This is a genomic window from Streptomyces acidiscabies, assembly GCF_020010905.1.
In the GTDB taxonomy this organism is placed as follows: Bacteria; Actinomycetota; Actinomycetes; order Streptomycetales; family Streptomycetaceae; genus Streptomyces; species Streptomyces acidiscabies.
Genome location: NZ_JAGJBY010000002.1, coordinates 145,117 through 166,331, shown reverse-complemented (window position 1 = coordinate 166,331; position 21,215 = coordinate 145,117). Strand labels below are relative to the sequence as shown.

The 21,215-nt window shown below is 70.2% G+C and carries 18 protein-coding genes; 8 read left to right on the top strand and 10 right to left on the bottom strand.

Translation table 11 applies throughout. From position 1 onward, the window contains the following. Positions 1 to 13: 13 nt before the first annotated feature. Positions 14 to 460, top strand: coding sequence for a glutaredoxin domain-containing protein (locus J8M50_RS27695; protein ID WP_010351095.1), 447 nt, complete (start codon positions 14 to 16; stop codon positions 458 to 460). 13 nt (positions 461 to 473) lie between these two features. On the opposite strand, the gene J8M50_RS27690 is transcribed toward J8M50_RS27695, so the two are convergent. Further along, a complete protein-coding gene (locus J8M50_RS27690; protein WP_029183476.1) occupies positions 474 to 884 on the bottom strand; it encodes an ATP-binding protein in 411 nt (136 codons plus the stop codon). 156 nt (positions 885 to 1,040) lie between these two features. On the opposite strand from J8M50_RS27690, the gene J8M50_RS27685 reads away from it, so the two are divergent. The 3 genes from J8M50_RS27685 to J8M50_RS27675 are packed head-to-tail and all read left to right on the top strand — an operon-like array spanning position 1,041 to position 4,091. Next, the gene (locus J8M50_RS27685; RefSeq protein ID WP_010351093.1) at positions 1,041 to 1,826 is read left to right on the top strand and encodes a helix-turn-helix domain-containing protein; all 786 of its coding nucleotides are present in this window, start codon (positions 1,041 to 1,043) and stop codon (positions 1,824 to 1,826) included. Then, positions 1,823 to 2,065, top strand: a complete 243-nt coding sequence (locus J8M50_RS27680) for a DUF397 domain-containing protein (RefSeq protein WP_010351092.1) — start codon at positions 1,823 to 1,825, stop codon at positions 2,063 to 2,065. The genes J8M50_RS27685 and J8M50_RS27680 overlap by 4 nt, the downstream gene beginning before the upstream one ends. A gap of 46 nt (positions 2,066 to 2,111) precedes the next feature. Next, positions 2,112 to 4,091 (top strand): acyl-CoA dehydrogenase family protein, encoded by a 1,980-nt coding sequence (locus tag J8M50_RS27675; RefSeq protein ID WP_010351091.1) that lies wholly within the window; start codon positions 2,112 to 2,114, stop codon positions 4,089 to 4,091. 80 nt (positions 4,092 to 4,171) lie between these two features. On the opposite strand, the gene J8M50_RS27670 is transcribed toward J8M50_RS27675, so the two are convergent. Both J8M50_RS27670 and J8M50_RS27665 read right to left on the bottom strand, forming a co-directional pair. Further along, the gene (locus J8M50_RS27670) at positions 4,172 to 5,641 is read right to left on the bottom strand and encodes an RICIN domain-containing protein (RefSeq protein ID WP_141655536.1); all 1,470 of its coding nucleotides are present in this window, start codon (positions 5,639 to 5,641) and stop codon (positions 4,172 to 4,174) included. Positions 5,642 to 5,717: 76 nt separating this feature from the next. After that, positions 5,718 to 6,641: a hypothetical protein gene (locus J8M50_RS27665; RefSeq protein ID WP_158002771.1), complete on the bottom strand. Its 924-nt coding sequence runs from the start codon at positions 6,639 to 6,641 to the stop codon at positions 5,718 to 5,720. Positions 6,642 to 6,895: 254 nt separating this feature from the next. Between J8M50_RS27665 and J8M50_RS49785 the strand changes: the two genes are divergently transcribed. From J8M50_RS49785 to J8M50_RS27645, 4 genes are all read left to right on the top strand, one after another. Further along, positions 6,896 to 9,790: an ATP-binding protein gene (locus J8M50_RS49785; RefSeq protein WP_050987134.1), complete on the top strand. Its 2,895-nt coding sequence runs from the start codon at positions 6,896 to 6,898 to the stop codon at positions 9,788 to 9,790. Between the two features lie 348 nt (positions 9,791 to 10,138). Continuing rightward, positions 10,139 to 12,010 carry a trypsin-like serine peptidase gene (locus J8M50_RS27655; protein ID WP_141655535.1) on the top strand — a complete coding sequence of 624 codons (1,872 nt, stop codon included), beginning with the start codon at positions 10,139 to 10,141 and terminating at the stop codon, positions 12,008 to 12,010. 44 nt (positions 12,011 to 12,054) lie between these two features. Next, on the top strand, positions 12,055 to 12,858 hold the full coding sequence (locus J8M50_RS27650) for a DUF4253 domain-containing protein (RefSeq protein WP_010351083.1): 804 nt from the start codon (positions 12,055 to 12,057) through the stop codon (positions 12,856 to 12,858). A gap of 4 nt (positions 12,859 to 12,862) precedes the next feature. After that, on the top strand, positions 12,863 to 13,585 hold the full coding sequence (locus J8M50_RS27645; protein WP_010351082.1) for an AAA family ATPase: 723 nt from the start codon (positions 12,863 to 12,865) through the stop codon (positions 13,583 to 13,585). Here J8M50_RS27645 and J8M50_RS27640 read toward each other — a convergent pair. The 7 genes from J8M50_RS27640 to J8M50_RS27610 all read right to left on the bottom strand — a co-directional run bounded on the left by J8M50_RS27640 (position 13,575) and on the right by J8M50_RS27610 (position 21,205). Next, entirely contained in the window at positions 13,575 to 14,480 is a 906-nt protein-coding gene (locus tag J8M50_RS27640; RefSeq protein ID WP_010351081.1) for an SAM-dependent methyltransferase, read from the bottom strand. The two genes, J8M50_RS27645 and J8M50_RS27640, sit on opposite strands and share 11 nt — an antisense overlap. Before the next feature lie 71 nt (positions 14,481 to 14,551). Continuing rightward, complete coding sequence (hemB, locus tag J8M50_RS27635; RefSeq protein WP_029183473.1) at positions 14,552 to 15,553, bottom strand: porphobilinogen synthase; 1,002 nt, start codon at positions 15,551 to 15,553, stop codon at positions 14,552 to 14,554. A gap of 52 nt (positions 15,554 to 15,605) precedes the next feature. Next, positions 15,606 to 15,947 carry an SH3 domain-containing protein gene (locus tag J8M50_RS27630; RefSeq protein WP_010351078.1) on the bottom strand — a complete coding sequence of 114 codons (342 nt, stop codon included), beginning with the start codon at positions 15,945 to 15,947 and terminating at the stop codon, positions 15,606 to 15,608. Between the two features lie 236 nt (positions 15,948 to 16,183). Beyond that, complete coding sequence (locus J8M50_RS27625) at positions 16,184 to 17,869, bottom strand: bifunctional uroporphyrinogen-III C-methyltransferase/uroporphyrinogen-III synthase (RefSeq protein ID WP_010351076.1); 1,686 nt, start codon at positions 17,867 to 17,869, stop codon at positions 16,184 to 16,186. Continuing rightward, positions 17,866 to 18,825, bottom strand: a complete 960-nt coding sequence (gene hemC / locus J8M50_RS27620; protein WP_010351075.1) for a hydroxymethylbilane synthase — start codon at positions 18,823 to 18,825, stop codon at positions 17,866 to 17,868. Before hemC ends, J8M50_RS27625 begins: the two co-directional genes overlap by 4 nt. Continuing rightward, positions 18,822 to 20,462: a glutamyl-tRNA reductase gene (locus J8M50_RS27615; protein WP_010351074.1), complete on the bottom strand. Its 1,641-nt coding sequence runs from the start codon at positions 20,460 to 20,462 to the stop codon at positions 18,822 to 18,824. Before J8M50_RS27615 ends, hemC begins: the two co-directional genes overlap by 4 nt. Then, positions 20,459 to 21,205, bottom strand: coding sequence for a redox-sensing transcriptional repressor Rex (locus J8M50_RS27610; RefSeq protein ID WP_010351073.1), 747 nt, complete (start codon positions 21,203 to 21,205; stop codon positions 20,459 to 20,461). The genes J8M50_RS27615 and J8M50_RS27610 overlap by 4 nt, the downstream gene beginning before the upstream one ends. Between the last annotated feature and the right edge of the window lie 10 nt (positions 21,206 to 21,215).

Here is a 21,215-nt window from a genome sequence, read left to right as displayed (position 1 = left end):
ACCCTGCGTCCTCATGAACCGCGCCTGGATCCTCCCCGCCCTCTTGGCCATCTGCGGCACGACCGCGGCAACAGGCCTGCTGACGAGGGAGAATCCGGTGGCGGCGATAGCCTTCGCGCTCCTGTTCGCCGTCCTCGCGGTCATCAACTCCCCGCTGATCTTCCCCACTTCGACCACCGAGGCCGCAGCCCGGAGCGCCGACGACGGCCGCCCGATCGTCTATTGGCGCCCCGGCTGCAAGTACTGCGCCCGCCTCCGCATCCGCCTCGGCCCCGACGCCCACCGTGTCCACTGGGTCAACATCTGGACCGACCCCGAGGCGGCGGCAACGGTACGGGCGGCGAACGACGGCAACGAGACGGTCCCGACGGTCTTCATCGCGGACCACCCGTACGTCAACCCCGAACCGGCGTGGCTGAAGGCGCAGTTGGCGGCCCAGGATCAGCAGACCCGCACCTGACGCACCGCAGCTCTCAGCACCGCAAGGGGAACTCGCACCACACCACCTTGCCGATCACCCGCTCCCTCACCCCCCACCTCGAACTGAGCGCGGCGACCAGCACGAGCCCCCGCCCTCCCTCGTCCCCGTCGCGCCCCTGCGCGATACGCGGCACCCCGTCCCCGCTGTCGTGGACCTCGACGACGACACTGTCCCCGTCCCGCCGGAGCGACAGCAGGAACTGCCTCCCCCTCGGCACCCCGTGCAGCAGCGCGTTGGTCGCCAACTCGCTGACGCACAGCAGGACATCATGGGCCCGCTCGGACGAAGCGAGCCCCCAACCGGTAAGCGTTTCCAAGGCGAACCGCCGCGCGGCAGGCACGGACCGCCGGTCACGGCGGAAGCACCTCTCTCGCAGCAACGGCCGTTGAGTTGTTCCGTTCACGGGGCGAGAGTGGCGCGGGATCACTACGGTTGAACACCCTGCCAGCCCGTACGCCGGATTTCGTACGGGTGTGTACGGGTGAGCCGCGCCCAACTCCGGGGGATAGAGGCCAACATGAGTCCGAGGAAGCCGTCAAGGCCAAAGAACCAGACTTCGATGAAGATGCTGGGCAGGCAGCTCGCCGCCGCCCGCCGCGCGAGTGGCTACACGCAGGTCGAGCTCGCGGAGATCGTCAAGGTCGACGACGAGACCATCGCCTCCATCGAGCAGGGCCGACGGCCCCTGAAGCCGGACATCGGCCGGAAGCTCGACAAGGCCCTTGGAACGAAAGGGGTGTTCGAGGAGGGCGCGGAGAACCTGCCGGAGATCGACCAGTACCCGATGTACGCAGAGCTGTACATCGACCACGAGCGCTCGTCGATCGTGCTGTGCTGGTACGACTGTTTCGTGATGCCCGGCCTGCTTCAGACGGAGGAGTTCGCAGAGGCCGTCCTGCGGGAGCGCACCCCCGCATACGACGAGGCGGAGATCCAGACGAAGTTGGCGGGCCGCGTCGAGCGTCTGGCGATCTTCGAGCGCGAGACCCCGCTCACGATGAGCTTCATCATCTGGGAGCCGATCCTGCACATCATGGTCGGCGGCCCGGCCATAAGGCAACGGCAACTCCGCCACCTGCGGGAACTCGCGGACCGGCCCAACGTGACGATCCAGATCCTGCCGCTGGCGAGCCCTCATCACGCCGGACTGAACGGCCCGTTCACCCTCCTCGAAACCGAGGACCACCAACGCCTCGCGTACGCCGAGGGACAGCGCGGCAGTCACTGGGTTTCGGACCCCGATGAGATGTCCATCCTGGAAGGCAAATATGCGATGCTGCGGACACAGGCCCGCGACGTCGAAGAGTCCAAGCGCATGCTGGACAGCTTGCTAGGAGAACAATGAGCACCGAAGCACTCCAGTGGTTCAAGTCGACGTACAGCGGCAGCGAAGGCGGCGCCTGCCTCGAAGTCGCCCTCTCCTGGCGGAAGTCGAGCTACAGCGGCGACGAGGGCGGCCAGTGCGTCGAAGTGGCCGAGTGCCCCGGCACCATCCACATCCGCGACTCCAAGAACCCCGAGTCCGCGAGCCCCACCCTCCAGCTCGCGCCCACGACTTGGGCCGCCTTCACCACCAACCTGTAACCCGCAAGATCGTTACCTGAGACCCCATCTCGCAGATAGACGGGGCATGTTGATCACCACAACACGCCCCACGCTGCGAGAACTCCTCTTCGAGGACGGCGTCCACACCACCCACCGCCACACCATCACGCACCCCGTCTTCCGCCACCGCCCCCACGCGACGACCGAGGAACGGTGGCGGCTGACATACGACCGCCTGCGCCACGTACACGACCAACTCCCCTTCCCCGCCGAGCACTTGGCGAACAACCCCCGCCACCTCGCCGCGCTGCACGAGTGGACGTCGGTTGTGGACGGCGCGACGGCAACGGTAGCGGGCATTCACTACAACCTATTCCTCGGAAGCATCTTGGACGACCAGGACTCCCCACCCCGGGACCTGACCCCGTTCACGAACCTCACCCGCACCGGAACGTTCCTCTGCACGGAGGAGGCCCACGGCAACGACGCCTCCGCACTGGAAACAACGGCGACGTACGACCGCGCCACCGACGCGTTCACCCTCCACACCCCGCACCCGGGCGCGGCAAAGTTCATGCCGAACACGAGTCCCGCCGGGGGCGCGAAAACGGCGGTAGTAGCGGCCCGCCTCCTGACGAACGGCCGCGACGAGGGCGTCTTCCTCTTCCTCACCCCCCTGACGGACTCAACGGGCACCCCCCTCCCCGGCATCACGATCACCCCCTTGCCGGAACGTATCGGCAGCCCGGTAGACCACTGCACCACCACCTTCACAAACGTCCCCCTCCCCCGCACGTCCCTCATCCAGGGCCCCCACGGCCGCCTACAACCCGACGGCACGATCAAGAGCCTCCTGGGCAGCCCAAGGAAACGCTTCCTCACAGCAATCGACCGAGTCACCACCGGCAAACTCTGCATGAGCGCAAGCACCTTGGGCGGCGCCCGAGCAGCCCTGACGGTAGCGGCCCGCTACGCCGAACACCGCAAGGTCTCGGCCCCGACCGGCGGCACCACCCGCATCCCGATCTCGGCATACACCACCCACCACAGCCGCCTGCTGGCCCGCGTGGCAACGGCGTACGCGATGACGTTCCTGCACCGGGCGGTGATGGATGAGTGGCTCAGCCACTCGGCCACTGGGCCGGTCGATGCGGTGGGCAAGGCTGACGCGGCGGGCAAGTGGCTCAGCCACTCGGCCACCGAGCCACCCGCCGCCGCGCCCTCGGCGGACCAGTGGCTGAACCACTCACCCACCGAACCACTCGTACCGGACCAGAGGCTCAGCCACTCATCCACCGAACCACCCGCCGCCACAGCCCAGGCGGACCAGTGGCCCATCCACTCACCCACCCACCCCCTCACCCCCGACCGCCCCGCAGCGGAGCGCCTCGTGGCCATCGCGAAGGGCTGGATCACCTACCAAGCCCGCGACATCGTCACGGAATGCCGCGAACGCTGCGGCGCACGCGGCCTGTTCCCCGTGAACGGCCTCGCCGACTACCCCGCGAACGCGGAGGGCGCGATCACCGCCGAGGGCGACAACCTCGCCGTCTGGTCGAAGGCCGGCGCGGAGATGCTCTTCGCCCACGACCTCGCCGAGGAGCAGCCGAAGGCGACGGGAGCCGAGAGCGTAACGGACGTAACGTTTCTCCGCAGGGCCCTCTCCACCGCCGAACGCCACTGGCACCAGACGGCCCGCACAGCCCTCCGCGCCCCCGGCACCAAGGGCGGCGCCTTCGCCCGCTGGAACAACGCGGCGCTCCCGGCACTGACCCTGGTGGAAACGCACGCACTCGCCCAGGCGTCGGACGCGTTCGCAAGGGCATGCACACGAGCGGACTCCCCCGAACTGACCGCCCTGCACGCCCTGTTCCTCCTACGCCACCTCCAGCCGTACGAGGGCCTGCTCCTCGCGGAGGGCGCATTCACGCCGGACCAGACCCGCGCACTCCCAACAGCCCGGGCAACCCTCACGACGTACCTGGCCCCCCACCTCACAACTCTCACGGACGCGTTCGACGTCCCGGAGGAACACCTCAACTCCCTCCCCCTGCTGACCCCGTAACCACCCACCCCCAGGCCGTCGCCAAGGCACGGGTCGCGCACGACAGATGCGCGCAACCCGTGCCGGTTCGGCGCCACTCGTCAACTGATCGGAGTCAGCTGCCAGAGCTCGGAATCGGCCCCGTTGTCGGTGTTCTGGAGCGCGCTCGCTCCGGGGTCGGTCGAGGCTCCGGCGACGTCCAACGGCAGTCCGCTGCGCACGTTGACCAGCTTGACGTAGCCGTGGCCGGCGTCGGTCACCTGCCACAGGTGGTCGTCGTGGCCGTCGTCGCCCCATTGCACGGCGTTGGCGCCCGGGTTGCCGGAGCCGCCGGCCATGCCGAGCAGCAGGCCGCTGTTGACGTTCTTGAGCTTGTACTGGCCGTTGCCGGCGTCGATCAGCCGCCACTGCTGGTTGGCGGTGGTGTCCGCGCTCTGCTGCACGACCGCGCCGCCGGGCGTGGTGGAGGCGCCGTCGATCCCCAGGTCGAGGCTGCTGTGCTTGTTGGTGATCTGGATCGCCGGGGCCTTCTGGCCGGCGATGGTGACCTGGTCGGGGTAGGCGGCCACCAGCGGGTCGGTGACCGAGGAGGGGGCGTCGGTGTCCACCACGATCCGGTCGCTCAGCCCGTCGTAGTGGGCGGCGGCGTAGTAGATCGTCGAGCCGACCGGCTCGATCTGCGCGACGGCGGAGACGATGATCTTCTGGACCTGCGCGGCGGTGAACTTGGCGCTGCGGGTGACGGTCGGAGTGGGCCAACTGGTCGGGGTGTTGCCGTTGGAGTCGGTCCAGTGCTGCGGGATCTGCAGGTTGTTGGTGTCACCGGCGTAGTCGGACGGGAAGGTGATCACCGGGCCGGTGTTCGGGTCCTGGTAGGCGGACAGGGCGCAGTTGTAGTCGGCCAGGGCCTGCAACTGGTCGCTCGCCGCGGTCGCGCCATGGGTGTTGCCGGGGTTGGACGTGAGCGAGATCTGCTGCGTGCACATGGGGGGCGGGGTGCTCGCGGGCGGGCCCTGGATGGCGACCTGGTCGGAGTACTTGGCGGTCAGCGGGTCGGTGACGGACGAGGGGGCGTTGGTCTGCACGATCACCCGGTCGCTCGCGCCGTCGTAGGCGGCGGCCAGGGAGTAGGTGGTGGTGTCGTCGCCGGGCTGGATGGCGTCGAGGACCGCGTTCTGCACGCTGTTGAGCTGGTCCTGCGTGAACCTGGCGCTTTTGGCGGTCGCGGGGGTGGGCCAACTGGTCGGCGTGGCGCCGGTGGAGTCGGTCCAGTCGCTCGGGTGTTGCAGGTTGTTGATGTCACCGGTGTAGTCGGACGGGAAGATGATCGTCGGGCCGCTCTTCGGGTCGTCGAACGCGGTCAGGGCGTGGTTGTAGCCCGCGAGTTCCACCACCTCCTCCCAGTCGGAACCAGTGGCGGTGGCAGTGGCGGTGTCGGCTTGTGCGGCGGCGGCCGGCAGCAGCGACCCGCCCGCCAGCACGAGCGACAGGACGGCGAGCAGGGCGGCGCCCGGCCGCTCCCGCAGCGCGGAGCGCATACGGCGCGGCGCTGCTGATGCGTTTTCCAGCATGATCTTCCTTGGGTCCGAGGGGCGGGCGATCACGGCGTCGTCTGCGTGGCCGGCTGTGTCGAGAGTCGAGCCGGTCTCAGCCATTACCGTCCCTGCACCGGTTGATCGCACTGCAGCCGCGGGTGTACGGGTTCGCCGCGATCGCGGGCACGCCGAGGTAGGTGTCCCTGTTGAAGCGGGCGCCCGGGTCGGAGCTCGGGTCATAGGCGGCCCGCGCCTCGGCATGGTGGGGATTGCCGACGAAGCGGTCGTACGTGAACGTCCGGCTCCGGTAGTCGAGCTGGCCGTTGACGACTCGCTCCCGCATGCGGTACACGCGCACGCCGATGATCGCGGTGCGGTCGATGTGGTGGATGTACGCCCACTCCTGCTGGCCCCCGAAGCGCTGGAGCGCGACATCTCCTCGCACCTGGTCGTCGGTGTAGAGAGCGTTCCGCGCCATGTGGGAGTCGATGACGTACACGTAGGTGTCCGCCTCCACCCAGCTGCTGGTGCACTGACCGGTCAGCGTCCAGCCCATCCCCGGAAAGGGAGTCCACGTCGCGACCGGGCGGCCGGTCCGGCAGCTGGGATTCGCCATCGCCGCACCCAGATTGCGGCCACCCTGGCTGCTGGCGAAGCGTTCCGCCTGCGACAGGTCCGCGCTCGTGGAGATGTAGCCGCTGCCGTCGCGGCCTTGCAGGTGGCTCCGCATGTCGTAGTTGGTACCGACCGCCGTGAAGCCGTTGGTGAAGATCTCGTACGGCGTCCGCGAGTCCCCGCGGTACACCTGGGCCGGCAACTGCCGTTCGTTGACGGTGTCGTTGTTGACGATGTTGGAACACGAGGAGGAGTTGCCGAAGCCTCGCGGGCAGTCCCAGAACCCCGCCGCGCGCGCCGGGCTGGTCGAGGCGACGGTCTGGATCAGGACGATCGCGACGGCGGCGAGGAACGCCGCGAGTGCTGATATCCGGTAGCGCATCCGCCATAGGGGCAGACGCGTTGCTGCTCGATTGAACATGAGCTCTCCGTGTCGGGGAGTGAGTGGATGGCATCGACGATGCGGATAAGGGGCAGGCCGAAACAATGGGGGACACATTGAATGGGTAGACGGCCGCTTCAGGACGGGTATGAGGAACGCGTCACAAACGCATTGAATGGGTAGGCAGCCGCAATAAAGTGGGTACCGCCGACGATGGCGGGCCGACCAGCCTCCGCCGGTCACCTTCCGTCACCCAGTCGAGCCAGGATGTGTCCGCAAGGGACGGTACTCAGGTGGCTGACCAGCAAGGTTCCCCCGGTCCTGGCCGGGGTTTCAGGTTCGTCGGCCGTCGCCAGGAACTCGATCTGCTACTCACCGTCACCAGACGGTCGCCTGCGGTCGTCATGATCGAGGGCGAGGCCGGCATGGGCAAGTCCCGGTTGGTACGCGAGGCCACCGCGATCCTGAAGACCGAGGGGTGGCGGGTGGTGACGGGCTTCTGCTGCCCACTGCGCGAACCCCTGCCGTACGGGCCGGTGGTGGACGCGCTCGGCAAGGTCGGTCCGTGGCTGCCGGCCACCGGGCTGCCGCCGACGGCCGGGGCACTGGCCCCGCTGCTGCCCGACCTGGCCGACCGCCTACCGCCGGCGCCCGCCACACCGGGCCACCCAGGTGCGCTGCGCCACCAGTTGATCCAGGCCGTACGCTCCGTGCTCGACGCGGTCGGCCGGGTGATCCTGGTCGTCGAGGACCTGCACTGGGCCGACGACGCCACCCGCGAACTGCTCCTGCTGCTCGCCCGCGACCTGCCCGACCGGTTCGTCCTGGTGGTCACCTACCGGGCCGAGGACCTGCCGACCGGGGCCGGGGCCCTGGGCGCCGCCTACCGCCCGCCACCCGGCACCAACGGCACGGTGATCCGGCTGTCGCCCCTGACCGAGACCGACGTGGCGGATCTCGCCGGCGCGGCGCTGGGCAGCCATGCCACTCCAGAGCTGTGCGCCGTGCTCCACCGCCGCAGCGAGGGCCTGCCGCTGGTCGCCGAGGAAGACCTGATCACGCTACGGGACCAGGCGTGTCGCGACGTCAGGGAGCTGGAGCGGGCCGAAGTGCCCACCGGTCTGCGGGAAGCGGTCACCGAACGGCTGAACTCGCTGTCGCCGATCGGCGGCGCGGTCGTGGACGCGGCGGCGGTGCTGGCCGTACCGGCCACCGAAGAACTGCTGGCCGAGGTCGCCGGCCTGGACGGTGACGCGGCGGCCGAGGGGCTGGTCGACGCGCTGCGGGCGGCGGTGCTGCGCGTGACCGACACCGGCCGCTACAGCTTCCGTCACGTGCTGGCCCAGCAGGTCGCCTACCGGCACATCCCGTGGCCTCGCCGGGCCCGCCTGCACCGGCGGGCCATCGACGAGCTCCGGACCCACGCCCCCCTCCCGCTGGTGCAGATCGCCCGCCACACGCTGGCCACCGGCGACCAGGAGGGGTGGCTCGACCAGATCGAGCAGGCCGTCGACCAGGCCGTCGCGCTCGGCGACACCGGCACCGCGGCCACCCTCCTGCACCGGGTCCTGGACCGACCCCACGTGGACACCGAGCGGCGGTCCCGGGCCGCGCTCACGCTCGCCCGGATCGTCAACTACGGCGTCGACTACGCCGTGACCGTCCGCGAGCTGGGATCGGTGCTGGACGATCCGCGGCTGCCGGAGGCCACCCGGGGCGAGATCCGCCTGGGGCTCGGTCTGGTCATGCTCAACGTCGGCGCCGACCCGGCCGGTTTCCGCGAACTCGCCCACGCCGCCGACGAGTTGGCGGCCACCCAGCCGGACAAGGCGGCCATGGCGATGTTCAACCTGGCCCTCAACGAGCGGGACGGTGCCGCCGCGCACGCGTGGGACTGGCAGGGCCGAGCCGAGCGGACCGTCCGCGACGGCGCCGACGAGAGGAGCCGGAGACTGGTCCAGATCAACCGGCTCATCCTGATGGCCCGGGACGGTGATCCCGCCGTCTGGCCGCTGCTGGAGAAGCTGCCGCGCCGAGACGACGCCGGAGCGGTGCCGCGCGACGCCGCCTACGCGCTGTACGCCCTCGCCGAGGTAGCGCTCCAGCTCGGCCACGACCGGCGGGCCCGCGCTCTGCTGCGCGAGGTCGAGGACTTGCTCGAACACGCAACCCACGGGCGCATCGAGTGCCTCCCCCGCGTCGCGGAGCTGCGCCTGGACCTGCTGGCCGGGCGCTGGACCCGGCTGGAGGAGGATTACGCGGCCCTGGCGCAGGCCCACCCCGACGTGAAGCAGATCGACGTGGACCGGGCTCTGTGCCGGGGACACCTCGCCTTCGCCCAGGGACGGCGGGCCCACGACCACTTCGCCACCGCGGCGACAGCCGCCGACGGCACGAGCGAGGTGGACGTGAGCATCAGGATCGCCGCCGCGCTCGCCGCGGTCCGGCTCGCCGAGGGTGACCCACAGGCGGCCTGGGCGATCGCCGAACCCGCGCTGTCGATGGTGCGAGGACTCAGGACCTGGACCCGGACCCTGGACCTCGTCCCGGTCGCGGCCGAGGCCGCGCTGGCCTGCGGGCACCACGCGTCGGCCGAACGACTCGTGGCGGAGGCCGAGTCGGACCTGTACGACCGCGACGCGCCGGCCGCCCAGGCCGAACTGGCCCTGACCCGAGGCCTGTTGCTCCGCGCCACCGACCCGGCGCGGGCCGCCGAGCACTTCGCCGAGGCACAGCACAGATGGCAGGACATCGGCCGCCCCTACGAGGTCGCCAAGGCCGCCGAACGCCGGGGCGAAGCCCTGACCCCCTCGTCTCCCGAAGACGCGACGACGCACCTGGCCGACGCCGCACACGGCTTCACCGAACTCGGCGCGACCGGCGACGCCGCACGCTGCCAGCGCCGCCTGCGCGAACTCGGTGTCCAGACATCGCGGCGACCGGGACGCCGCGGCTACGGCAGCGAACTGTCACCCCGTGAACGGGAAGTCGCCAAGCTCCTCGCCGACGGCGCCACCAACCAGGACATCGCCCAGACCCTGTTCCTGTCCCCCCGCACCGTCGAGAAGCACGTGGCCCGCGTCCTGGAGAAACTCCGCACCGAGCGGAAGAACATCCAAAGCGGCCTGCGGCGCGACTCTGCTCCGCCATCGGCAACGGACCGGACGGGCCACAGCGAACGCTGTTGAGTGCCCGACTTGGCTGCCGCAAGACGCGTGTTCACGCCTCGACCGCTACGGTGCATGGCCATTTCGTGCACGTCGTAGTCCGCCTCAGCACATGTGCAGGCAGCCAGGATTCGAAGCCCGGGGCTGTCGAGCCCACCCGCCCATGATTCCCCGTCCGACCGCGGCACCGGACGCGATCACTTTCACGTCCGCCGCCCGCTCTCCATACGCCCGAAACCCCGCACACCCCGCGTACGGAGCCAATCTCGACACCGACCCTATAATCACTCGAACCCGGAAGGAAGTTCGGCACCCCTCCAGGCCCCGCACGGCGCGTCCGGCGCCTCCCCGAGACCGAAAGACGTCCCCTTGCGCTCCAGACACGCCTGGCTCCCGGTCCTCGCGCTGACCCTGAGCGCAACCGCGCTCAGCACGGCCCCCGCCTCCTCCGCACCACCCACGGACACGGCACAACAGACCACCCCCCGGACCACCCCGCCCCGCCCAGCCACCCCGAGCCTGCGCGAAGAAGAGCAGTACTGGACGGCGGACCGCATGACCGACGCCGTCCCGACGGCCACCCCCTCCGCGCCCCGCGCGCACACCGACGCGGCCACCCCCCACGCACACACCGACGCCGTCACCCCCCACAGCACCCCACCCCCCGGCACCCCCCGCCCAGAACACTTCGCCGGCCACCCCACAGTCGGCACGTTCTTCTTCGACAGCAAACCCCTGGGCGGCAAAAGCACGTTCTGCACAGGCAGCGTCGTCCACACGGCCGCCAAGGACATCGTCCTGACGGCAGGCCACTGCGGCACAGGCCTCCAAAAGGCCACGCACCGGATCTTCGTACCGAGATACGTGAGCGGCAAGCCCGCAGCCTCGCAGCCGTACGGCGTCTTCCCGGTCACCCGCGTCTACATAGACCCCCGCTACGTGTCGAACACGAAGAAGCCGGTCTCGGACCTGGACCTGGCCTTCACGCAGACGGCACCCAACAGCAGGGGCAAACGCCTGGAGGACGTCACGGGCGCGCTGACGTTCACGGCGACGGCCACGGGCTACACGCAGCGCGTGACCGTCCTCGGCTACCCCAGCGCGGAGAAGGTCAACCCCCGCCACAACCCGATCCGTTGCCCGGTCACCACCCAACGCCTGCCGGGCTACGGCCAGTTGAAGATGGCGTGCACGGGCTTCTACGGCGGCGTCTCCGGCGGCCCCTGGATCAAGGACTACGACCCGACCCGGGGAACCGGCAAGGTCATCGGCGCCACCGGCGGCTACAACGGCGGCGGCAACGACGCGAACGACGACTGGGTGACGTACGCCCCGCTGTTCGGCAAGGACGCGCAGGCCCTGTTCAACGACGCGGCGGCGCACCGAACGGTGGGCGCGAGACCGCCGTACAAGACCCTGGTGCTGCCCGACTTCGCCCCCGCCGTCTGGAAGCACGCGGTGGGCATGACGGCGGGCTACTTCACCGGCGGCTCCCCCGGCGGCTCCCGTCACATGGACCTGATCGTTCGGTGGGACGACGGAAGGGTCACCCTCTACCAGGGCGGCGACACCACCCACCCCTTCACCGCCGAGTACCAACTCGCCCCCAGCAAAAGCATCTGGGCCAAGGCCGTCTCCCTCACCACCGTCAACACCGGCGGAAAGACCGACGGACTGGCCGTGCGCTGGACCGACGGCGAGATGACCCTCTACCCGACCGTCGACCCCCAGGGCTTCCACGGCGAGAAACAACTCGCCCCGCCCCAGACCGCGTTGTGGCGCGACACGGTCCAGCTCATGACCGGCGGACGCTTCACCCCCGGCGGCAACCGCGACGACCTCCTCGTCACCTTCAAGGACGGCCACGTCTCCCTCTACGCCGACCTCGCCACCAACGGCCTGAGCGACCAGACCCAGATCACCGCCAAGAACGCCACCTGGCCCCACGCAGGCCAGCTCACCACGGCCACGGTCACCAGCAGCCCCACCGACGACGTCATCGTCCGCTGGAGCGACGGCGAGACGACCCTCTACCCCGGCCTGACGCCCCAAGCCCTCCCCGCAGAAACCCAGCTCCAGCCCCCGAACTCCCCCTGGAAGAACGCCACTCTGGTCACCGCCGGCGCCTTCACCGCGAACACGACCGCCAACGACGTCATCGTCCGCTGGGCGGATGGCCACGTCTCCCTCTTCACCGGCACGGACACCAAGGGCCTCCACACCGAAACCCCCCTCACCTGACACACCCGCCCCGATTGTCAGTGCCGCCGCCTAAAGTCACAGACATGGCGACTCTCCCGAACCCCCTCCCCCAGCTCGCGTCGGACCCGAGCGGCCGCAAACTGGGCCTCCGACTCCCGCCGGGCAAGCTGGTGGACGCCAACTGGCCGCAGCCCCTGCTGTGGTACGCGAACCAGCCCTCGTCCTCCGGCAACTGGACGGCGCTCGGCGCCCAGGCGAGCCAGGCGGGCCTCCTCCCGGTACTCGTGGACGTGGCCAACCACTGGGAGGAGCGCCAGGGTTGGGAACTGGACCCGGACGCGGCGTCGTACCCGGGGGACCACGACGCGGAGGACGTCCTCGCGGAGTTCTGGGAGACCGTGGAGGACGAGTACGACGCCGACCCGCGCGCCCCCTTCACCCACACCTGGCCCGGCCTCGCCCCCGCCACCACCCCGACCGCCGACCCCGACACACGAGCCACCCAACTCGCGGACGACATCTCGGAGTCGAAGGACAGAACCTGGTTCACCGCGCCCCACCTCGCCCTCGTCCCCGCGCGCCGCTCCGCCGACATCCCGGCCGCGATCGGCTGGACGGGCCCCCTCAACCACGAGAACGACGTGGCCCGCCTCTGCGCGGTCCTGCGCACGTGGGAGGACCGCTTCGGCGCCCGCGTCGTGGCCATCGGCTTCGCCACCCTGGCCGTCTCGGTCGCCGCCCCGCCCGCCACGCAGGAGGAGGCGGAGGCGATCGCCGCCGAGCACTACGCCTTCTGCCCGGACAACATCGAGCAGGGCTCGGGCACGATCGAGGCGTACGCCAAGGACCTGATCGGCGCCCCGAGTTGGCACTTCTGGTGGGACTGACCCCGTGATCATCGACCGCGTGTACGCCCACACCACCCCGGACGACAAGGACGACACCGGCGCCCTCGAATGGCCCTGGTCCGTCCCCTGCGTCGCAGACCTCCTGGCAACCGGCCTCCGCCTGACCGCCCCGGTGACCTTCCTGGTCGGCGAGAACGGCTCGGGAAAATCCACCCTCGTCGAAGCCATCGCGGAGTCCTTCGGCCTGGACCCCTGGGGCGGCTCCCACGACTGGAAGTACGCCAGCCACCGCCCCAAGTCCCCCTTGGGCCAACGCCTCAAGCTCGACGCGACCCCCAACGGCCGCCGCATGATGTCCAGTTGGTCGGCGAGAAGGGGCTTCTTCCTCCGCGCCGAAACCGCGCTGGACGCCCTGGACAGAGAGGGCTTCGCCCCGAACGAGGTCAGCCACGGCGAAGGCTTCCTCGCCGCGTTCCGAGGCAAGTTCCACCACGCGGGCCTCTACGTCATGGACGAGCCGGAGGCGGCCCTCTCCTTCACGTCCTGCCTGGAACTCCTGGGCCACATCGACCACTTGACGAGATCCGGCGGCCAGGTCATCTGCGCCACCCACTCCCCGCTCCTGACCGCCCTCCCCGGCGCGGACATCATCGAGGTCGGCGAACACGGCCTGCGCAGAACGACCTGGCCCGAACTGGAGCTGGTGGACCACTGGCGCCGCTACCTCGACGACCCCGCCACCTACCTGCGGCACGTCATCGACTGACGGTCCCCGTAGCCCCGTACACGTTGATGTCGTCGTCCGTCACATCGTTGATGTCCCGGTACCGGATCTTCTCGATGTCGTCCAGCGCCTCGAACGCCTCCGCCTCGATGGCGGGCGGCAGCGGCGCGGCCCCCGGATGCCACTGATGCACCGGCACGACACCGGGAGGCGAGTCGAGAGCGAGCCCCGGCGTCTCGTCGAAGAACCGCTCCACCTCGGCCTTGGACCGGAACACGAACGTGAACCCCCGCTCGGTGTACGTCCGTTGGACCGCCCGTGTGGGCCCCGGATGCATCTCGTCGGTGAGATGACTCAGCACGAGCCGACTCCCGGCAGGCAACGCCTCCACCAGCTCCCGCACGATCGGATAGGCCTGCTCGTCCTCGACGAAGTGCAGAACGGCGACGAGGACAAGGGCAACCGGCTCGCTGAAGTCCAGCGTCTGCGCGGCGAGTTCAAGAATCCGCCCCGGCTCGCTCAGATCCGCGTCGATGTAATCGGTACGCCCCTCGGCCCCCGAAGTCAGCAACGCCCGCGCGTGCGCGAGCACCACGGGATCGTTGTCGACGTACACGACCCGAGCCTCGGGAACCACCCGCTGGGCGATCTGATGCACGTTCTCCCCGGTGGGCAACCCGGTCCCCACATCAAGAAACTGCCGAACTCCCTCTCCGACAAGCCGAGTCACAGCCCGCCGCATGAAGTCCCGGTTGTGCCGCACATCGAGATACCCCCGAGGATTGGCGACAAGCCCCGCAGCGGCGGCCTCCCGATCGACGGGATAGTTGTCCTTCCCCCCGAGGAACACGTCATAGACCCGCGCGGGATGCGCCTTGGTCGTATCGATCCGCCGCCGCAACTCGGCGGGATCCACCTCAAGCGCATCACCAGGCACGACAGTCTCCTCACCCCGAGCCGAAAATTCCTCCAACTACCTAACGGCTCACGGCAGTTGAGTTACTCACCTCACTGCCACCCCTCCAGCTTCCGAGCCGCCTCCACCGCCCAGTACGTCAGAATGTTCCGCGCCCCCGCCCGCCGGATCCCGGTCAGCGTCTCGAAGATCGCGCGGTCCCGGTCGATCCACCCCTTCTCGGCGGCGGCCTCGACCATGGAGTACTCACCGGAGATCTGGTAGGCGACGACGGGAAGGTCGACGGCGTCGGAGACGCGGGCGAGGATGTCGAGGTAGGGACCGGCGGGCTTGACCATCACCAGGTCGGCGCCCTCCTCCACGTCGAGGGCCAACTCCCGCAGGGATTCACGCCAGTTGGCGGGGTCCTGCTGGTACGTCTTGCGGTCGCCCCGCAGCGACGACCCGACCGCCTCGCGGAACGGCCCGTAGAACGCGGAGGAATACTTCGCCGTGTACGCCAGGATCGCCACGTCCTCCCGCCCGATCTGGTCGAGCGCGTCACGGACGACGCCGATCTGGCCGTCCATCATCCCGCTGGGGCCCACGACATGGGCGCCCGCGTCGGCCTGGACCTGGGCCATCTCGGCGTACCGCTCCAGTGTGGCGTCGTTGTCGACGCGCCCCTGCTCGTCGAGGACCCCGCAGTGCCCGTGATCGGTGGTCTCGTCGAGGCAGAGGTCGGACATGACCAGCAGCTCGTCACCGACCTCGGCGCGTACGTCGCGCAGGGCGACCTGGAGGATCCCGTCGGGGTCGGTCCCCGGCGTGCCGTACGCGTCCTTCTTCGACTCCTCCGGCACCCCGAAGAGCATGATCCCGGAGACCCCGGCCTCGACGGCCTCGACGGCGGCCTTCTTGAGACTGTCCCGCGTGTGCTGCACGACCCCCGGCATCGCCTGGATCGGCACGGGCTCGGCCACCCCCTCCCGCACGAACGCGGGAAGGATGAAGTCCGCCGGGTGCAGCCGCGTCTCCGCGACCATCCGCCGCATCACGGGAGAGGTACGAAGCCGCCGGGGCCGGGAGCCGGGAAAGGAAGCGTACGTAGACATATCCCTAAGCTACGCCCGCCCCGGGAGCACCTTTGCCGACGCGGTGTCGATCTCAGACCTGCTTCAGGTACCTCTCGGCGACCCAACCCCACTTGCCCTTGTTGGCCCCGGCGAGCACCTTCCCGTACCCCCAGGACTGCGAGCCGCCCGACGAGCAGTACAGGTCGAACTTCGTCCCCTTCGTGAGCAGTCCCTTCGAGGTGGCGCCGCTCTTGGGCCCGCTGCGGAGGTTGACGTTCGTCGTGGCCTTCTCCGTCACCGGCACCGGCAGGATGAGCTCCTTCGGACACGCGGACGGCATGGTCGCGGCCGAGGCGGAGGCCGGCAGCCCCACCACCGTCACCGCGCCCGCCAGAACCGCCGTACCGAGCAAAGCGGCCAGTTTCTTGCGCAAAGCGTTCCCCGTTCACGAGTTGCCGAGCTTGACGAGACCCGACCTTGCAGCAGCACACATTCCCGCCGCAACCCGGTGGACGCCACGCCAACCAACCGTGGACGCCTCGCCAACGACAACCCCGAAGCGCACCCCGGACCATGGTCAACGGCCGCTCACAGCAAAGGCCGACGGCGGAGCGCCCCACCCCCTCGCAGCCCCCCGCGAGGAAATAGCGCGCTCCGCCGTCTTTCACATCAGGTGGCCCGGCGCCGCCGCCCCCCGGGCCGCCGCTCGCTCGGCCGCGTAACAGGGTCCCCGGCATCCAGCGCGGCCATCCGACGCCGCACCCCGAACTCCGCCAACGCCTCCGCCAACTTCTGCGCGGACGGCTCAGGAGCCATCACGTCGACCCGAAGCCCATGCTCCTCGGCGGTCTTGGCGGTGGCCGGCCCGATACAGGCGATCACCGTCACGTTGTGCGGCTTCCCGGCGATCCCGACCAGGTTCCGCACGGTGGACGACGAGGTGAACAGCACCGCGTCGAACCCACCCCCCTTGATCGCCTCCCGGGTCTCGGCAGGCGGCGGCGAAGCACGAACCGTCCGATAAGCGGTCACGTCATCCACCTCCCACCCGAGGTCGATGAGCCCGGCGACCAGCGTCTCGGTGGCGATGTCGGCCCGAGGCAGGAACACCCGGTCGATCGGATCGAAGACGGGGTCGTAGGGAGGCCAGTCCTCCAGCAACCCGGCGGCGGACTGCTCCCCGCTGGGCACCAGGTCGGGCTTCACGCCGAAGGCGATCAACGCCTTGGCGGTCTGCTCGCCCACAGCCGCGACCTTGATCCCGGCAAAGGCACGGGCATCGAGCCCGTACTCCTCGAACTTCTCCCGCACAGCCTTGACGGCGTTAACCGAGGTGAACGCGATCCACTCGTACCGCCCGGTGACGAGCCCCTTGACGGCACGCTCCATCTGCTGGGGCGTCCGGGGCGGCTCGACGGCGATGGTGGGCACCTCGTGCGGCACAGCGCCGTAAGAACGGAGCTGCTCGGAGAGAGAGCCCGCCTGCTCCTTCGTACGAGGAACAAGCACCTTCCACCCGAACAACGGCTTCGACTCGAACCACGCGAGCTGATCCCGCTGGGCGGGAGCGGACCGCTCCCCCACGACGGCTATCACGGGCCGCCACCCATCAGGCGAGGGCAGCACCTTCGCCTGCTTGAGGGTCTGCGCGATGGTCCCGAGGGTCGCGCACCAGGTCCGCTGCCGGGTGGTGGTCCCGGCGACGGTCACCGTCAAAGGCGTATCCGGCTTGCGCCCGGCGGAGACCAGCTCCCCCGCGGCGGCGGCGACGGCATCCAGCGAGGTCGAGACGACGAGCGTCCCGTCGGACGCCCCCACCTCGGTCCAGCACCGGTCGGAGGCGGTACGGGCGTCCACGAACCGGACGTCCGCGCCCTGGGCGTCCCGCAGCGGCACACCGGCATAGGCCGGCACCCCGACGGCGGCGGCCACACCGGGCACCACCTCGAACGGCACACCCGCGGAAGCGCAGGCGAGCATTTCGGCGGCGGCGTACGTATCAAGTCCCGGGTCGCCCGAGACCGCACGGACGACCCGCCTGCCGCCCCGCGCGGCCTCCATGACAAGATGTGCCGCATCCCGCACCACGGGAAGCGCCACGGTCGCTGACGCGCTGTCAACTACCGTTGGCTGTGGTGCGATCGTGCCCGGGGCGGGGTCCGTGGGCACGACGGAGACGCCGGTCCGCGCGTGCGTCCGGACGACGTCGAGCACCTCGTGCTCGGCGACGAGGACGTCCGCGCTCGCCAGCGCCTCCACGGCGCGCAGAGTCAGCAGTCCCGGATCCCCGGGTCCGGCACCCAGAAAGGTGACGTGCCCGTGGTCCAGGCCGGAGGGAAGGGTGGTGGGGCTCAATGTGCTCGCTCCCCCATCAGACCGGCCGCGCCCTGGGCAAGCATCTCGGCGGCGAGCTCGCGACCGAGCGTCGTTGCCTGGTCATGCGTCTCGGGCACGGGACCGGTGGTGGACAGCTGCACCGTACGGGAACCGTCGGTGGTACCGACAACCCCCCGCAGGCGCATTTCCTTGACAATCTGCCCGTCGGCCAGCAGGTCGGCCAACGCACCCACAGGTGCGCTGCAACCGGCCTCCAGGGCGGCGAGCAGTGACCGCTCGGCCGTTACGGCGGCCCGTGTGAACGGGTCGTCGAGTTCGCCGAGCGCGGCGACGAGGTCGGCGTCGGACGCCGCGCACTCGATCGCCAGTGCCCCCTGGCCGGGGGCGGGCAGAACCGCGTCTATCGACAGGAAGTCGGTGACTTCGTCGGCGCGCCCCATCCGGTTGAGCCCGGCGGCGGCCAGCACGACCGCGTCCAGCTCACCGTCGTGGACGTACCGGATCCGGGTGTCGACGTTCCCCCGGATCGCGACCAGCTCGAACTCAAGACCGTGCGCACGGGCGTACGCGTTCAACTGGGCCGCCCTGCGCGGCGAACCGGTCCCGATCCGCGCCGCGCGGGGCAGATCGGTCAGCTTCAGCGCGTCCCGGGCGACGAGGACGTCGCGCGGGTCCTCGCGCACGGGTACGGCCGCCAGCGTCAGCCCCTCGGGCTGCGCCGTCGGCAGGTCCTTCAGCGAGTGAACGGCGAAGTCGACCTCGCCCGCGAGCAGCGCGTCGCGCAGCGCGGTGACGAACACGCCGGTCCCGCCGATCTGGGCGAGGTGTTCGCGGGAGGTGTCGCCGTACGTCGTGATCTCGACGAGTTCGACCGGACGCCCGGTCACCTGACTCACCGCCTCGGCCACCTGCCGGGACTGGGCGAGGGCGAGTCTGCTCCGCCTCGTCCCCAGTCTCAGCGCCTTGTCACTCATTCCGGGTCCTTCTCATCCGTTGCCCGGGACACGGCGGCGACCGTCTCCTGGTCGAGGTCGAACAGGGTGCGCAGCGCGTCCGCGTACCCGGCGCCGCCGGGTTCCGCCGCGAGCTGCTTGACCCGTACGGTCGGCGCGTGCAGGAGTTTGTCGACGACGCGCCGCACGGTCTGGGTGATCTCGGCCCGGTGCCTGTCGTCGAGCCCGGGGAGCCGTCCTTCGAGGCGCGCGATCTCGCCGGCCACCACGTCGGCGGCCATCGTCCGCAGGGCGACGACGGTCGGCGTGATGTGCGCGGCGCGCTGCGCGGCACCGAAGGCGTTCACTTCGTCCGACACGATCCGCCGGACCTGGTCCACGTCGGACGCCATCGGCGCGTCCGCGCTGGCCTCGGCCAGCGACTCGATGTCCACCAGCCGCACCCCGCCCACGCGGTGGGCGGCGGCGTCGATGTCGCGGGGCATCGCGAGGTCGAGCAGGCACAGTGCGGGTTCGGCTTCGGCGGAGACGACGTCCGCCGTTTCGGGACGGCGCCGCTCGGGAATGCGGCCGACGGTCGCGGCGGTCTGCGCGAGCGCCGAGATCAGCTCGGCCTCCTTGTCGGCCCGCCGGTCCACGCTCCCGTTGTCGACCCACGCGGCGTGCTGCTCCAGCGTGGCCGCGTCCATCCCGGCGACGGCGGCATCTCCGGCGACGGAGAAGCCCTGCTGGACGGCGCCGAGGTCGAGGGGACAGGACTCTTCGGTCTGTAGCGGTTTGACGGCGCGCGGCGCGGGTACGGCGCCGCGGACAACCGCCTCCGTACGCCCCTCGACGGCGCGAGCGACGTCCTCACCGGTGAGCACCAGCCCCGTCGCCCCCGTACAGGAGACCACCAGATCGGCCCGTGCCAGCTCGCCCGGCACCGATTCCATCGGGACCGCGCGGGCCGTCACGTCCGTACCGTCGGCCAGTATCTGTACGAGGCGCTCGGCGCGGTCGTGCGTCCGGTTGGCGACGACGATCTCGCCGACCCCGGCGCGCGCGAGCGTCGCGGCGGCCAGCGAGGACATCGATCCGGCGCCGATGACCAGCGCCTTCTTCCCTCGCACCCACTCCTCGACCGGCGTCTCGCGGGCGAGTTGCTCAAGCCCGAAGGTGACCAGCGACTGTCCGGCCCGGTCGATCCCGGTCTCGGAGTGCGCCCGCTTCCCGACCCGCAGCGCCTGCTGGAAGAGGTCGTTCATCAGCCGCCCGGCGCTGTGCAGCTCCTGCGCCTTGGCCAGCGAGTCCTTCAGCTGCCCGAGGATCTGCCCCTCGCCGACGACCATGGAGTCGAGCCCGCACGCCACGGAGAACATGTGGTGGACGGCGCGGTCCTCGTAATGCACGTACAGGTACGGCGTCAGCTCGTCGAGCCCGACCCCGCTGTGCTGCGCGAGCAGCGTCGACAGCTCGGCGACCCCGGCGTGGAACTTGTCCACGTCGGCGTACAGCTCGATCCGGTTGCAGGTGGCGAGGACGGCGGCCTCGGCGGCCGGGTCCGCGGCGACCGTGTCCTGGAGCAGCTTGACCTGCGCGTCCTGACCGAGCGAGGCCCGCTCCAGGACGCTCACGGGAGCGCTGCGGTGGCTCAGGCCGACGACGAGGAGACTCATGCCGGCATCACGGCGGGGACGTCCCCGTCAGGTCCCTCGGGGGAGTCGCCCTGCGCGGCGGCGGTCGCGTTCTCGGCGATCTCACCGGCCTTGCGCTGCTCGTGGAAGGCGAGGATCTGGAGCTCGATCGAGAGGTCGACCTTGCGGACGTCGACCCCGTCGGGGACGGTCAGCACGGTCGGCGCGAAGTTCAGGATGGATGTCACCCCGGCGGCCACGAGCCGGTCGCACACCTGCTGCGCGACGCTCGGCGGGGTGGTGATGACGCCGATGGACACACCGTTGTCCTGGATGATCCGCTCCAGGTCGTCGCTGTGGCGTACGGCGATGCCGGCGACCTGGCGGCCCTCCATGGCCGGGTCGGCGTCGATGAGAGCGGCGACACGGAACCCGCGCGAGGCGAACCCGCCGTAGTTGGCGAGGGCGGCGCCGAGGTTACCGATGCCGACGATGACGACCGGCCAGTCCTGGGTGAGGCCCAGCTCGCGGGAGATCTGGTAGACGAGATACTCGACGTCGTAGCCGACACCGCGCGTTCCGTACGACCCCAGGTACGAGAAGTCCTTGCGCAGCTTGGCGGAGTTGACCCCCGCCGCCGCCGCGAGCTCCTCGGAGGAGACCGTGGGCACCGAGCGCTCCGACAACGCGGTCAGGGCACGGAGGTACAGCGGAAGCCTGGCGACAGTGGCCTCGGGAATCCCTCGGCTACGGGTCGCCGGTCGGTGAGTTCGGCCAGTTGCCACGGTGCTCCTG

Bases quoted from the DNA above. Each gene is read 5' to 3' on its own strand.
- J8M50_RS27695 (WP_010351095.1), top strand. From the start codon at position 14: ATGAACCGCGCCTGGATCCTCCCCGCCCTCTTGGCCATCTGCGGCACG.
- J8M50_RS27685 (WP_010351093.1), top strand. From the start codon at position 1,041: ATGAAGATGCTGGGCAGGCAGCTCGCCGCCGCCCGCCGCGCGAGTGGC.
- J8M50_RS27680 (WP_010351092.1), top strand. From the start codon at position 1,823: ATGAGCACCGAAGCACTCCAGTGGTTCAAGTCGACGTACAGCGGCAGC.
- J8M50_RS27675 (WP_010351091.1), top strand. From the start codon at position 2,112: ATGTTGATCACCACAACACGCCCCACGCTGCGAGAACTCCTCTTCGAG.
- J8M50_RS27670 (WP_141655536.1), bottom strand. From the start codon at position 5,641: ATGCTGGAAAACGCATCAGCAGCGCCGCGCCGTATGCGCTCCGCGCTG.
- J8M50_RS27665 (WP_158002771.1), bottom strand. From the start codon at position 6,641: ATGTTCAATCGAGCAGCAACGCGTCTGCCCCTATGGCGGATGCGCTAC.
- J8M50_RS27650 (WP_010351083.1), top strand. From the start codon at position 12,055: ATGGCGACTCTCCCGAACCCCCTCCCCCAGCTCGCGTCGGACCCGAGC.
- hemB (WP_029183473.1), bottom strand. From the start codon at position 15,553: ATGTCTACGTACGCTTCCTTTCCCGGCTCCCGGCCCCGGCGGCTTCGT.
- hemC (WP_010351075.1), bottom strand. From the start codon at position 18,825: ATGAGTGACAAGGCGCTGAGACTGGGGACGAGGCGGAGCAGACTCGCC.
- J8M50_RS27615 (WP_010351074.1), bottom strand. From the start codon at position 20,462: ATGAGTCTCCTCGTCGTCGGCCTGAGCCACCGCAGCGCTCCCGTGAGC.